Origin of the sequence: Psychrobacter sp. Sarcosine-3u-12, from assembly GCF_002836005.1 — a bacterium.
Lineage (GTDB): Bacteria > Pseudomonadota > Gammaproteobacteria > Pseudomonadales > Moraxellaceae > Psychrobacter > Psychrobacter okhotskensis.
The window spans coordinates 54,892-69,587 of record NZ_PJBY01000102.1; the positions used below are offsets into that span (position 1 = coordinate 54,892).

Below are 14,696 nucleotides of genomic sequence, written 5' to 3' on the forward strand. Positions count from 1 at the left end.
TTAGCAGGATAAATCATTGCAAGGCGTAGGGATTATCGTCACTAACACTATAAAAAGCACTCAACGTTAAGATAAATGACGGGTACAAATGATGATGTTTTTGTCACCGAGCCACGCTTAACTTTATGGTGACCAGCTTTTAAGATAGATTGGAATGTAGGGTCTGTTGAACACTCAAATGTGGCACTGGCAGTGGCTATTTTTTAGACAATACGCAGTGAAATTTTTGACGCCTAGTCATTCCAGGTTAGATAATTTCGCCATGTATTGGCAAAAAATAGCCCTGCCCCAAAGGGCTGATGCTAAAACCACCCCAAACGTTGTTGTAAACCTAGCTAAGGTCTCGACATTCTCGTCGGTTTACGCCTAGTTTGATGCGATTTTAGCGATCAGCAGTCCTAATATTTGAATGTTCAACAGACCCTCATATAAATCTTATGATTAACTGCTATATTAATCGTTCACTTATAAAGCCGATTAACTTTGTTTAAACATCGATTACAAGAGAGGGTTTATGCCTATTTTACCAGTGCCATCGCTCAATGCTTTATTGACAAAAACGCTTAAGACCGTCAAAACAACAGCCGCTAAAAATGCGCACCAGCATCATATTTTGCACCATACGCTAAAAGGGCTGGATAATTTGCCAACGCCGCTACTCGAACGAGTTAATCACCAATTAAAAGCGTCTACAGCGGAGCAATATCCCCTCGCTGACGCCCATCTGCGCCTGATACTTGCGGTCAGTAATAAGCTCAAGCGCCCATTAGCACTGGATAAGCTACCCAACCTACGGCAGAAATTTGGTACAGATGCGGTGTCGTTGCAAGCGCCTAGCGTTTGGCAACAAAATGCGAATGTCTCAGGAAATTCAGAGAACGCCGTCAGCTGGCAAGATAGAACCATTGCCAACGCTGACGGTGGTGACATGACCGTGCGCTGCTACCAGCAGTCGAAGCAGAATAATGAGGGAAAAAGTGCGGATGAAGTCGCCATGCTGTTTTTTCATGGCGGCGGATTTTGTATTGGTGATATCGACACGCACCATGAGTTTTGTCATACGGTCTGCGCCCAAAATGGCTGGGCAGTCGTGAGCGTCGACTACCGCATGGCACCTGAATATCCAGCGCCAACAGCCCTTAAAGACTGTCTGTCGGCGTATGCTTGGTTGGCTAAACATTCTCAGTCACTTGGTGCATTGCCATCGCGCATCGTATTGTCTGGTGATAGTGCGGGTGGTTGCTTGGCAGCACTGGTGGCGCAGCAGGTTATTAAGCCTATCGATGCACTATGGCAAGATAATAATCAAACTGCTGAGACTGATAAAAAAGCCAATGATACTTTTAAAAATTCACTGGCTGATTTGCCGCGACCTTTAGCCCAATTACCGCTATATCCGGTCACTGATTATGAGGCTGAATATCCGAGCTGGAAGCTTTATGGTGAAGGCTTGCTGCTCGATCACAACGATGCAAACGTCTTTAATACTGCCTACACTCAGCATAGTGGTCTAGCGCAGTCTCACCCGCTTATCTCAGTCATGCACGGTGACAATGCGCACCTGTGTCCCAGCTATGTCGTCGTTGCGGAATTAGATATCTTGCGAGATGAAGGGCTGGCTTATGCTGAGCTTTTGCAAAAAGAAGGCGTTAAGGTAGAAACTTATACAGTGCTAGGCGCACCGCATGGTTTTATTAACTTGATGAGTGTCCATCAAGGTCTTGGCAATCAGACAAGCTATATTATCAAGGCGTTTGCTTGTTTTGTGCAAGACCTACTGACCAGTGAGGGTGATGAGCCAAATCTCTGAGCGCGAGCCCAGTCGAAACGGAATGCCCCAAAAGCCGTAACCAGATGACACCACAAAGTGACTGTCATTGATAACCTCATAGCCATAACCCAAGCGGTTGATGGCACTGACAATGAAGTTGGCGGGGAATATCTGACCGTTATGGGTATGCCCAGAGAGCTGCAAATCAATCGGCATTTGGCTGTGCTCAGCAATATCACTTGGTCTGTGGTCTAACAATATCAGCGGCTCAGCGCTATTGACCTGCGCCAGTAGCTCAGTCGTCGGGACGCGCTGACGCTTATGATTGTCGAAGCGTCCCATCAGCCAAAACGCTTGCCCTTGGTGCGTGAGGCGTATGACTTCGTCATTTAATAACTGCACGCCAGCAGTACGCAACGCTTGGACAATTGGCTGCTCGTGCCCGTACAAATCATGATTGCCTAAAGTTGCATAGACCCCATACGGCAGGCTTTTGCATAACTCAGCCAAGTTTTCTGCCATTTTATATGTGGTAAATGCCTGTATATTGTCATCCATGATATCGCCTGGCATCAGCAATATGTCTGCTTTATGCTGCACAATAAGACGATGCAGCCTATCTATTGCGCCAATCCCAAACAATCTCCCGATATGCAAATCGCTAGCGACCGCAATACGTAGCGGCTTGACCAAAGGCTTATCAATATCAATAGATAACTCACGCACCACAGGCGCATAAGCGCTGTATAGAGCATAAACAAATAACCCGATAAATACTGCCAATGCCAACATGCGCAAGCCAAAATCGACTGTCGCCGTTGTAGCGAGTACATCACTGGTTAGCGATGTAATTACCCAATATCCACCATAAAATAGGCTGGTCACTAAAGCCGTCAATAACATAAAGTGCATGACTAACATCCAGCCACTGATCCAGCGATAGCTATTGGCAAATGCTCTATTGACACTGAGTAGCAGCAAACCGTTGGTAATAACGAACATGATGACCCATACGGAGGTTTGCAAACCTGCTGTCTGCCAAGGCTGTAACCACCATTGCACGCTTAAAGCAGCGCCGAAACTAAAGAGCTGCAATAGCACAAAAATGGTGATGAAAAATGCGTAGCGCATAAAAAATCCTTGAGTATGGTGGCGTCAATGCAGTATGTTTTCAGGTGACAATGCGAGCAAAGCCTCTATCAACAAGCCTAGCAGCAAATAAAAGCCTCTACCATTTAGATATGATAAAGGCTTTATCATAAGGGCAACACTATTTATTTAAATAGCTCATACACCAGACTGCAACGTAATTATCCAAACCTCAGAACGCGTACCCAGTCTAAATGGTACGGGACCGATGCCATAACCAGAGGTCACCAAAAACTGCGTATCGGCTATTTTTTTGCTGCCATAGTTTAATGGTGAGAACCAATCCATCAATATCGTTAACGGGAATATCTGCCCGCCATGGGTATGCCCAGACAGATGCAAGTCAACTGGCAGGGTGCTGACCTCATCCATCGCGCTAGGACGATGTTCTAAAAATAGCACTGGTTTGTCTGTCTGTACTTGCGTTAATAACTCCTCAGCTGACAGTCTGGTACGATCGATGTCATCTGAGCGCCCCACCAGCCATACTGAGTCATTTAATAGCACACTCTCATTATCAAGCGCTTTGATGCCAGCCTCTTCCACCGCCTCAGTGATCTGTTGGTCATAACCGAAATAATCGTGATTACCTAAAGTCGCATAAACGCCAAGCGGTGCCTTTAACTTTGATAGCTGCTCTTGCATATTCGTATTATCGTAAGCAATGGTATTATCATTCATAATGTCGCCAGCGATAACCACGACATCAGGATGTTGCGCATCGATAAGGCTTACCATTTTCTTTATCTGTCGATTGCCAAACCATCTGCCCAGATGCGTATCAGAGACAAGCGCGATATCCATTGGTTTAGCCAGCGGCTTATCTATAGTGACTGTTAAACGATGTACGACGGGCGAATAAGCATTAAATACCGCTAAGCTAACAATGGCGACATAAACTGTAATGGCAAAGGTACGCAAGAGTATTGGACGAGATTTTCGCTTAAAGAGCTGATGAACGAGTACTGCCACTGCAGCCGTTATCACACCAGCATAAAGCATAAAACCTTGCAAAATACTAACGACCAGATAGACATGAAAGCGCTCACCCCAAAACTCAGTCAAACCATAAATGAGAGCACTATTATTAATAACAAAGACAGCTGCTACCAGTGCAGCTTTTGCAGCAGTAGTTTTTGGCTTTACAAACCAGCAGAGAAGCACGCTGGTCATAACAGCTAGCAACTGAGTAAAAACAATGAAGAACCACATAATCAAGTCTGCTTAGATAAAGATAACGCTATCTTACGTCAAAAGCTGGATGCTCTGAATGTATTGTCTTTTTTTCCACGAAAACTTCATATGCTTTGCCTCTAAAGTGCTATTGCCACAAAACTAAATAGTGGCCAGTAAAAGCCCTTTAACGTTTATCTGGTGCAATTTTGCAAACGCCATTGTCACAGGCTTGCATCACTGCTTTACCATAGATCAACTTGGTCACCCAATTCGGAATTCTATAACGATTGCGCGCGACATAGGGATAAGCTAAGTCACCCAGTTGTTTGACCACTGGCAAAAATAACAAGGGTGACCATTTCACGCCGCCCGTTCTGTAGAGCAGTCGTACGGCATCCATGTGCGTATACCAGTTATCGTAGCTGTCTTGCACACACATATAAGTCATCGCATCCTCACGGCTAAATCCTGCGGCGGCTAAATTATCAAGCCCCTCTTTCACAGGAACTAAGCGTATCTTCTCCGGCTGACGCACTTGCATATTGTGCGCCTCGGTGCTACATATGACGCATGCATCGTCGTAGTACATGGTAATGGATAAATATGCTTGCTCTCTATAACTGTTGATATGATTTTGAATAATCATCTTATGACTCCTTTCTGAGTGATATAGTCAATCCTATATAAATCAGATACGGTGTCAGGCTCGCTTAGTCTACTATTTGTAGTACTTTCACTCGCCTTCCTTGTATCCAAATTATATTGAAACGACTATGGCTAAATATCAAAGTGATGCGAATGGGCATTGGATTTTTCAGTCACCCTAGACTCTTGATACTGATTGACTGGGGCTAAAAAGGGAATTACTGGCTGCTGCGTCCACTGCGGGGCAATAGCATCTAAACGCTTGGCCAGCATCGGTAAATGGTTGGTCGGCACCGCTGGAAACAGATGATGTTCGATGTGATAGAGCAAGTTAAAAGTCAGTAAATTAATCAATGGATGACGCTCACTACGGGCATATACTATCTCATCACAGCCATGATGGACGCTCCATACAGCAAAGAACCCCACCATCGTATTGGCCAATATCATTACCAATACGTGATACATCAATATAGGATGCATCGTGATAAAAGCGGTGGCAATCACTGCGAAAATAAGCAACATATCAAGGGCAACAAGAATACGATTGCGGCGGCTACCATGCGTTAAGCCAAACCACTGAATCGCTATCGAAAAAATTCCGCCGCCTAATATCGCTTTATACCAAGGCAGACGTGCCCAATTACCCTCAACGTCACTCTCTCCCAGCGGATCTCTATGATGATTAAGATGAGTATGCCGAATGGCATGCGTACTACAAAGCATAGTGATACTCAGCATAAATAGCATGAGCTCTGTGGCGACTTTACTCACACCTAAAGTACGGTGATAGCAATCATGGGCTTGTCTAAGTGCGGCGGTAAAAAAGAAAAACGTTGCAGCCAGCGCAAGTAGCCAAAATCCCTGCCACGCGCTCCACCATGACAATAATAAAAAGGGTAACGATAAAAAGATATTATAAACCGTCTCAGTGGGCTTGAGCTGACGCAAATCTTGCCATTCAATATTGGCTAACGAAGGATGACGCATGATGTTCTCCTTGCTTTGTGATAAGCAGTAGCGACTCAAATTAAGCAACCACTTGTTTAGTAATTATAAATTAAGTTTACTTTATTTCTGTCAAAAGTGAAATAACTATTTAAATTTTATTTGTATTTAGGTAATGCGATAAGACCTGTAATCACAGCGCTGGCTCCACCTATCAAGCTAAGAACCAATCCAAATATTATTTTCTCTAAAAAAACATCTGTTGCTATAATCCAAACTGAAAATATAAAAGTACTAAAGAATCCAATGAAGAATAACGGTACTATTTTTAGTATGGAGTCAAAGACTATCTTCAACTTACATATAGTTAATCCAGCTACTAACGTAGGGAGCAAACCAAAAAAGAATCCGCCTACAATAGAAGCTAATAGCATTTTGAAAATATCTGTTAACTCTTGCCTAAAAATATTACCGTCAATTACAAGCATCACAATCATATATAAACAGACAATCAGACCACCTATCGCACCTCCCAACAATCCATAAGTTCCTATTACCTTAGCTTTAGGATAGCTGGATGCTGTGGCTGTAGCGCTAATCTCAATATCACTCATACACACCTCTATTTAGGTTTCACATGAAACAAAGCATCATGTAAATAATAATGATGTTTCACATGAAACAGTCGCTTAATGATTTACGAACTCTGCTCTTCTAAAGCTTGCTTCAGTGTTGGCTGTTTAAAATCATAACCTGCGTCCTGTAATGCTTGAGGCAATACCTTTTGTCCATCTATTAGTAGCGTCGACATCTCACCAAATATTAGCTTAAGCAGAAAATTGGGTAAAGTAAAAAAGGTGGGCCGGTGTAGCCATGCTCCAAGCGTTTTGGTAAAAGTATGATTGGTCACTGGATTAGGCGCAGTGAGGTTATAAACCAGCACTGGCGTATCATTGATAGTTTCTAACGAGTGCTCATCGGTAGTCTGAGTGTCCGCATAATTAGCAAGATGCTTTTCAATGATGAATATCACCGCCCCAACCCAGTCTTCACGACTGATCCAGCTCATGATTTGTTTGCCATCACCTAACTGCCCACCAACACCCATTTTAAATGGGGTTAATAACTTACCAAGCATGCCGCCTTCAGGATGAATCACCACACCGGTTCGCACGATAGCCACAGGTACGCCATATTCCGTTGCTGTCAAAGTTAGCTGTTCCCATTGTTCACATAATTGATGGGCAAAATCAGTCTCAAAACCACTGCTTTCGGTAAGAGGTTTGTCACCTTGAGTCCCATACCAACCAATCGCTGAACCGCTGACCATTAGCTTGGGCTTAATACTGGTGCGCTTAATAAATGCCAATAAGGATTCGGTAGGCTTAATACGGCTGGCAAGCAATTGCTCTTTGCGCGCATCACTCCAACGCGAGTCAGCGATACCTGCCCCTGCTAGGTTTAAAACAACCTCAAAGCTTTTATCTGAGCTCGCCAGCTCATCATAAGTTATCATTTCGATATCATTCGGATGTGCTTGGCTGCTATCACGCGTCAGCCAAGTAATGTGCAGCGCTTTATCTTGGGCACGGTAACGCGCCATAATCTCATTACTAAAGGCACTGCCTAAAAATCCTGAGCCACCACTGATTAAAATATTCATGTCCTATTCCCTATATTTTTTTGCTTATCGTTTAGTAAAACTTAATTCGCTATAGTCATCGTCTTCTTTTTTAACTTTTATATCAAAACGACTTTTACATGCTTTTGGTAAAGCAATACAGCCAGCGATAGCTGCATTGATAGCGCCAAATAGTCCTATACCAATCATAAAGGCCAGTAGCACGCCAACCTCTATCCATGAGTTTATGCCTAAATATAAGACGATTGCACCCATATAACCTGCTGACGTTATAAACCCAATCAAAAATGTCGTGCGTAGACTCTTATGATCACCGCGCCATATATTTTTATAAGCGACGAGAATACCCGTTAATAAAGCAGGAATAAAACCCAATAAACCAACGTATAGTAACGGCTGACAACCAATTTGTGCAAAATCCGCATTCCTAAAAATGAATAACAAACCTAGCTCTGCAATCACTCCACCAACCATACTACCAAGCCCTGCAAACAAAATAATCACTGATAAGTAAGGGTAAGCACCTACATTGTTATTCGTTTTCATGATATTTATCCTATTAACATTGGTCATTAATTGAGTATAAATACGACGTTGGCAAAGCCAGTGAAATTACTGTGGATAATGGGTGGATAAGTAATAAGTATCTTGATTTCATTTAGTCTACTGATTAAGCAAAACGCTTACGAATAGGACACTCACTATCATTATTATTTTGAGATTTATTCTTTAATTTGTTCCAACGATGATTAATAAAGTCCATCGCAACAGCAGTATTTGGCAATACATGCGCTTTGGTCAAGTGTGGTGCTGCCTCATCTAAACGCTTGGCTAATTCAGGTAAATGGTTGGATGGTACAGCAGGGAAAAAATGATGCTCTGCGTGATATAACAGGTTAAAAGTTAGTAAATTGATCACTGGATTACGCTCGGTGCGAGCGATTGTCTCATCACAATCATGGTGCACGCCCCACACAGCAATGATACCAACGCTAGCATTGGCCAACATCATGGTCAGTATGTGGTACATCAATACTTGCGCTAACATGGTCAGAGCAGGAACAGCGACAGTAAATACGGTCAGTACGAGGGCAACCAAGACGACTAAAGCAATAAAGCCAAATTCTAGCCAAGCCAAGCTTTGATTGCGACGGCTGCTTAAACGCAGTCCTTGCCGATAGATAGCGAGCCGATAAGTTATCCCGCCGAGCAGTGCTTGCCACCATGACACATTTGCCAGACTGCCTTCAATATCACTATCGCCCAGCGGATCACGATGATGTGCCATGTGAGTGGCTCGAATGCTGTGCAAGCTGGTCATTAATAGTACGCTAAGCAATAATAATATGGCAGTGGTCGTACGCTTACCTGTCCCCAAACTATGATGATAGCCATCGTGCGCTTGACGGAATGCAGCAGCAAAAAACAAATAAGAAGCGCCGCATGCCAGTACATACCATGATTGGCTGGCGAACCACCAAGACAGTAGTAAGAACGGATATGGCAAAATAACATTGTAAGCGATTTGACCGCGCGTTAACTGACGCAAGTCTTGCCACTCGATTGAAGCAATAGCCTTTTTAATGACTTGCTCTTTATTAGCGTGTGTTTGATTGACTGTCATTTTACACATCCATTTGTCGTTGCTATTGTCATTAAAGCTTGACTAAAAATTATTTTTATTACATTAATTTCTGTTTAAACAGAAATTATATCGCAAATTTTTTATTTTAAATCATACAGCTTACTATTAACGTAAAACCTTTTTAATACTCGCGCCCAATTTGAGGACTTTTTTAAGGATACTTGTGGGTAGCTTCAGCATCTCAGACGACCATGTGGTCAGCGTGTTGACGAACTCTTGGGTATCCTTTATCCGCGCTTTTACTTCGCTATTTTCATGCTCAAATTCAGGACTGTCCATAAGTTCTTGTAAGAACTGCACCGTTGGCTCAAGCTCACGTTTTTGACGCTCAACGACGATAATACGTGCCAACTCCCAAACGTCGGTATTAGTCGTAAAATGATCGCGACGATCGCCCAATATCGATACTTTCTGTACTAGCCCCCAGTTTTGTAGCTCTTTAATACTGTTTGAGACATTAGAGCGCGCAACGCCAAGCGTCTCGGTAATCTCTTCCGCATTGAGCGGCTTACCGATGATATAAAGCAATGCATGAATCTGTGACATAGTGCGATTGACACCCCACTGTGAGCCCATTTCGCCCCAATGTAAGATAAATTTTTCGGTCACAGGATTTAGTTTCATAGTATTTATTCGCTTAATATTTCATATAGTTTGGCTAATTTCTTAGTTCATATTGCATCATTCTTTTATTTCTGTCAATAATGAAATCAGAGAATAATATCTATTGCTTGATTGCCATGCTCTAACGGATGATTAAACCTGTGATTGCATCACGTATTTGACTGGGTAAGGTATAGCCTAACGTCTCCGCCTGTAAGTAGCGGATTTGCTCGTCAAAATACCCATAAGCATCTGTAAGAGTCATAGCAGGCGGTTGCCCTGATGGATTGCAGCTTGTAGAAACCAACAGTCCAAAGGGATTATGCGCGCTGACCAACTGCTGGCATAGCTGACGGATAATGGGGTGAGCGATAACTCTGACCGCAACTGTCCGATGCTGCCCGGTTATCCAAGGAGGAATAGTAGTAATCAGCGCCTGCGGAATGGGTAACAACCAAGTGTGCGCTTGTTTGCATTGTAGCTTTATATTGTCACTATCCGTCTGCCAGCTATTAATGATTTGTTGGCGCTGACTGTCTTCTAAAGTATCTAATAAGGGCGCTAAACGCTCAGCACTGTCAGTAACGACAATCATACCTTTAGCTTTTGGGCGCTGCTTGATATCCAAAATACGCTGCACGGCTGCCTTATCATAAGCATCACAACCTATCCCCCAAACGCTTTCGGTTGGATAAGCAAGTAACTGTCCTTCTTTTAGCCACTTGGCAGCTTGAACGACAGAATCAGTAGTAAAGGATGCGGATTTTTTCATGGCTTGAAGGCTTCGAAAAGGTAGGAGTTTAAGCATTAATAATAACATAGGAGAGAAGCTGACTAAGTGAGCGACATTTAAATATTTATAAAATTGGGCTGACCTTAGCACCCTTAGAAATATTAAAGCATAGCTATCGTTGTAAACACCCAAATAGCCTATACGCGTAAATAACGCCCACCTTGCACGCTGATGACGCCTAGTAACTCAAGCTCCATCAATTGTCCGATCAGCTGCGGTGGCGTAAGCTTGGTACTGACTAACAACGCATCTAAATCTTGTCCATGCCAATCAAGCTGCTCATAAACCAGCGTTAAATGCTCAGGGGCGACGATAGCGCTTTTAGGAGATTTGATATTAGACGGTATCGGTTGGCTCACCGCTGGCACAGAATCTGTCTCTGCAGCATTAGCAGACTGACTGTTAGTCGAGGGCTTATGGTTTGAGTTGGTCGTCTGTGCTGTTGGTCGATAGCCATTATTGCCATAAACCAGCTGACCATTGACGTCCTCAATGACTTGCTGAGGATGATAAATCAACGTCGCGCCTTCACGTATCAGATGGTGGCAGCCCTCAGCATTGCTATTATCAATATGACTGGGAATCGCAAAGACTTGCTTGCCCTGCTCCGAGGTTAGGCGCGCAGTAATCAACGAACCACTTTGGATAGTCGCTTCGGTGACAATAGTGGCTAAGCTGAGACCTGCCACCAAGCGATTGCGCCGTGGAAACGTATGCTTGTGCGGCGGCGTATCCGGCAACAGCTCACTGATAATACAGCCACCTTGCTCGATAATTTGCGCAAATAATTTATCATGATGATTGGGATAATACACTTCAATACCAGTGCCCATCACCCCAATGGTTCGACCTTGATAATCAGCATCTGTCTGCGCCAGTGCTCCTAAATGGGCGCGCTTATCCACACCCATGGCCAGACCGCTAGTGATGATATACCCTGTCTGTGCTAAATATTGTGCCATATCAAAAGTAATTTTTTGCGCATGGGCGGTGGGTTTGCGACTGCCGACGATGGCAATTTGTGCTTGCTGCAAACGCGCGCGCTGGCCACGATAAAACAACAGCGGCGGCGGATCGTATATTTGTAGGAGTTGGGCGGGATAATCAGGCTGGTCGGCAAATAGCAGACCGTAGCGCCCCTCGATGAGCGCTTGCTGAATTTTATCGATACTGGCTTGTGTTTGCGCTGGCTGTTCATGGCGGGCAAGATGCGTATGATGAATACCCAATTGCCGCCAAGCGTCTACTTTGGCTTGCCAAGCAAGCTCTGCTACCCCAAAAGAAGTCATAAGCTTATGATAAGCCGATAATGACGCATTCACCTCAGTCCACAGCGCCAATATTGCGCGCTGCTCGTCGGATAACATTGGAGAAACTGCCGTCATAATGGTCTGACTCGCATTTACGGATTCAACTGACTTAAGAAGTCTGGCTTATAGATAAGGGGGTGGTAGTAGCTGATCACCCACGTTGAGCGGTAGCTCAGAATCAAGCACATAGGCGTAGCTAATATTATCAAAAGTATTGAACACCATCACCATACCGCTCTGCTCACTGGGCAAGCGTACAGAGGCATCATTATCTTTGGTATCGCGTACCAACGCCCCTTTTTGATAGACAGTCAATACATCACCGGGTTTGGCACCATCAGTGCGACCCAAATTAATCGCGACCACACTACCCTTCGCCGCAGAACTGATTGAGTCCATGACACGAACAATCATACCGCCACGGCTAACGGTTGCAGGCGTTGGGTAAAATACGGGCGGGATAGAGTTGTTCAGCTCAACAAAAACGCGATCACCTTCACGGACTTCTTTGCCGTAGCTGTCGGTAAGCTGCAAGCTTGTGACGCCATTACTTTCTGTAGACGTAACCAATCCAGTCGCTACTTGGGTGACTTCAAGTCCGATGACTTGCTGAGTCTTTGGCTCAACATACATCTCACCTTCACGGTAGATACCATAACGCTGACCGACGATAAGTGGCACGCCTTTGGCGTAAACTTTGTCACCGCTTGCCGTGATTAAGTTGCCTTTTTTAGACGCTAATATATATGGTGTGGTATTGAAGTCTGCTGGATTAACGATGATGGTTTTATCTAGCCAATGCTGGATAGCAGACCATGGGATAGGCGGAATGCTATTGGCCGTCGACGTGACTGATACCGAAGTGGTAACTGCAGTACCGGTCAATTGTTTTTCAATCCCAGCACAGCCCTCACCCGTATCGACACCAATCAAAGTCTTACCTTGAATCACACATAAGATAAGAATATCGTTGGGATAAATAAGATTAGGGTTTTTGATTTGCTTATTGGTTGCCCAAATTTCTTTCCAGCGCCATGGACTGTCTAGATAGCGTCCTGAGATATCCCACAATGTATCGCCTTTTTTAACCGTATAGCGGTTGGGCGCATCCGCTTTGATAGTAGGCGGTGGATTGTTAGCGTGGGCAGCATTCATTAGCATTGCACTACTAAAGGTCGTGATCAACAAGGCTTTTGCTATCGTTTTTAAGCTCATCTTCATTGTTATATCCACAATATGTACCGCTGTTGTCGCCATAATCAATACTATTTAGACCCTTTATTTAATCTTAAGCCTTGAGCATTATTAAAATTAATGACAAGCATAAAAAGGCTTAACAGTACGGTTATCATAACGCCTATAGGGCAGCTGTTCAGTGTAATTGGCTGGTGGGATTGCTAAAAAAGCGTCTAGCAAAATGATGAGTCGCCGACGCTGTTTCTAATATTACAATTATATCTACCATAACACAATCATAAACACTTTATTACAATGGCGTAACTTTTATGTGGACGCTTGTTTAATGGTTAAACAAAGCTAATAACAAGTCCAGCATTAATTCAGGCTGGATTTGGCGTCACATGTTGACGAATTTGCTCAGCGACCAGCTCAGCGTTGTTATCCAGCACCACCACGTGCTGTGGTAAGCTCTCCAAGCCTTCGGTATGCGCTGGCCGAGCAATGTCTATTGGCCCAATCGCTTCAACGATTGTGTCAGCAAATTTGACGGGTAACGCTGTCTCCGCACAGACAATGATTTCACCCTCTAACTGTAGCTCTTTAGCAACCTTGATACCGTCAGCTGTATGCGGATCAACTAGCTCACCATGCTGCTCATAAAGCGCTTTAATGGTTTGCAGGCGGTCGCTATGGGTCGACTTGCCAGCAGCAAAACCGTAACGGCTGTTGACCGCATCCATCAAGTCAGACAAGTCAAAACCTTGACCAGACTTCACCCCTTCAAACAACTCATGAACGCGCGCGCTGTCTTTTTCTAGTAGCAAATAAACAAAGCGCTCAAAGTTAGACGCTTTGGAGATATCCATCGATGGGCTTGAGGTAATGTAGGTTTTTTCAGTCGGACGTGGCTGATAAGCACCTTGGTTAAAGAAGTCATTTAGCACATCGTTTTCATTGGTGGCGACGATTAAGCGCTCAATTGGCAAACCCATTTCGCGGGCAATATGACCGGCACAAATATTGCCAAAGTTACCTGATGGCACGCTAAAGCTGACTTTTTCATCGTTATTTGAAGTTACGGCAAAATAGGCTTTAAAGTAATAAACGATCTGCGCTAGGATACGACCCCAGTTAATCGAGTTGACGGTTCCGAGGTTATAAGCGGCTTTAAATTCGGCATCTTGCTGTAGTGCCTTGACGATATCTTGACAATCATCAAACATACCATCGATAGCAATGTTATGAATATTATCATCGGTCAAACTATACATTTGCGCACGTTGGAATTCGCTCATTTTGCCATGCGGTGACAGCATAAAGACTTCGATGTTTTCTTTACCTCGCAATGCATATTCTGCCGCACTACCCGTATCACCACTGGTCGCACCGATGATAGTAATACGCGCATCTTTTCTTTTTAGCACGTATTCAAAGGCATTGCCCAAGAACTGCATGGCAACGTCTTTAAACGCCAATGTCGGACCATTTGATAGTCCTAAAATATATAAATTATTGTCAAGCTTGCGCACAGGTACGATTTCTTTACTACCAAACACCTCAGCAGTGTAAGTACGCTCGATAATATCTTGCAAATCAGCGGCAGGAATATCGGTGGCAAAGCGCTGCATAATCGCCATGGCAAGCTGTGGATAGCTGAGCGTGCGCCACTCATCAAGGGTCGTGCTATCTATATTTGGATAGTGCTCAGGCAGCATCAAACCGCCATCTGGCGCAAGCCCCATCAATAGCACATCACTAAAATCCATCGGCGCTGTCTGACCACGGGTACTGATATATTTCATTAGATTGTCCTGTCTATAATGAGGTTATTCAAT

The 14,696-nt window shown here is 44.0% G+C and carries 14 protein-coding genes; 1 reads left to right on the plus strand and 13 read right to left on the minus strand.

The genetic code is table 11. The features are described from left to right. Positions 1-514 precede the first annotated feature (514 nt). Entirely contained in the window at positions 515-1,810 is a 1,296-nt protein-coding gene (locus CXF65_RS09515; protein ID WP_101211867.1) for an alpha/beta hydrolase, read from the plus strand. Here the strand turns inward: CXF65_RS09515 and CXF65_RS09520 are convergent. The 13 genes from CXF65_RS09520 to thrC all read right to left on the minus strand — a co-directional run bounded on the left by CXF65_RS09520 (position 1,775) and on the right by thrC (position 14,663). Further along, the gene (locus CXF65_RS09520) at positions 1,775-2,902 is read right to left on the minus strand and encodes a metallophosphoesterase (protein WP_101211868.1); all 1,128 of its coding nucleotides are present in this window, start codon (positions 2,900-2,902) and stop codon (positions 1,775-1,777) included. The genes CXF65_RS09515 and CXF65_RS09520 overlap by 36 nt on opposite strands. 156 nt (positions 2,903-3,058) lie before the next feature. After that, positions 3,059-4,093: a metallophosphoesterase gene (locus CXF65_RS09525; RefSeq protein ID WP_227523241.1), complete on the minus strand. Its 1,035-nt coding sequence runs from the start codon at positions 4,091-4,093 to the stop codon at positions 3,059-3,061. A gap of 187 nt (positions 4,094-4,280) precedes the next feature. Further along, positions 4,281-4,742, minus strand: a complete 462-nt coding sequence (locus CXF65_RS09530) for a thiol-disulfide oxidoreductase DCC family protein (RefSeq protein ID WP_101211870.1) — start codon at positions 4,740-4,742, stop codon at positions 4,281-4,283. A 131-nt stretch (positions 4,743-4,873) separates the two neighbouring features. Beyond that, a complete protein-coding gene (locus tag CXF65_RS09535) occupies positions 4,874-5,731 on the minus strand; it encodes a fatty acid desaturase family protein (protein ID WP_101211871.1) in 858 nt (285 codons plus the stop codon). 116 nt (positions 5,732-5,847) lie between these two features. Further along, positions 5,848-6,303 (minus strand): hypothetical protein, encoded by a 456-nt coding sequence (locus CXF65_RS09540; protein WP_101211872.1) that lies wholly within the window; start codon positions 6,301-6,303, stop codon positions 5,848-5,850. Between the two features lie 83 nt (positions 6,304-6,386). Then, complete coding sequence (locus tag CXF65_RS09545) at positions 6,387-7,352, minus strand: TIGR01777 family oxidoreductase (protein ID WP_101211873.1); 966 nt, start codon at positions 7,350-7,352, stop codon at positions 6,387-6,389. 24 nt (positions 7,353-7,376) lie between these two features. Beyond that, on the minus strand, positions 7,377-7,877 hold the full coding sequence (locus CXF65_RS09550) for a hypothetical protein (RefSeq protein WP_101211874.1): 501 nt from the start codon (positions 7,875-7,877) through the stop codon (positions 7,377-7,379). Positions 7,878-8,001: 124 nt separating this feature from the next. Then, positions 8,002-8,955, minus strand: coding sequence for a fatty acid desaturase family protein (locus CXF65_RS09555; protein WP_101211875.1), 954 nt, complete (start codon positions 8,953-8,955; stop codon positions 8,002-8,004). Between the two features lie 126 nt (positions 8,956-9,081). Beyond that, the gene (locus tag CXF65_RS09560) at positions 9,082-9,600 is read right to left on the minus strand and encodes a GbsR/MarR family transcriptional regulator (protein WP_025651978.1); all 519 of its coding nucleotides are present in this window, start codon (positions 9,598-9,600) and stop codon (positions 9,082-9,084) included. Between the two features lie 121 nt (positions 9,601-9,721). Beyond that, positions 9,722-10,351, minus strand: coding sequence for an L-threonylcarbamoyladenylate synthase (locus tag CXF65_RS09565; protein WP_101211876.1), 630 nt, complete (start codon positions 10,349-10,351; stop codon positions 9,722-9,724). A 158-nt stretch (positions 10,352-10,509) separates the two neighbouring features. Further along, a complete protein-coding gene (gene dprA, locus CXF65_RS09570; RefSeq protein WP_198551990.1) occupies positions 10,510-11,757 on the minus strand; it encodes a DNA-processing protein DprA in 1,248 nt (415 codons plus the stop codon). 48 nt (positions 11,758-11,805) lie between these two features. Beyond that, complete coding sequence (locus tag CXF65_RS09575) at positions 11,806-12,903, minus strand: LysM peptidoglycan-binding domain-containing protein (protein ID WP_227523242.1); 1,098 nt, start codon at positions 12,901-12,903, stop codon at positions 11,806-11,808. 338 nt (positions 12,904-13,241) lie between these two features. Beyond that, a complete protein-coding gene (gene thrC / locus CXF65_RS09580; RefSeq protein ID WP_101211879.1) occupies positions 13,242-14,663 on the minus strand; it encodes a threonine synthase in 1,422 nt (473 codons plus the stop codon). Between the last annotated feature and the right edge of the window lie 33 nt (positions 14,664-14,696).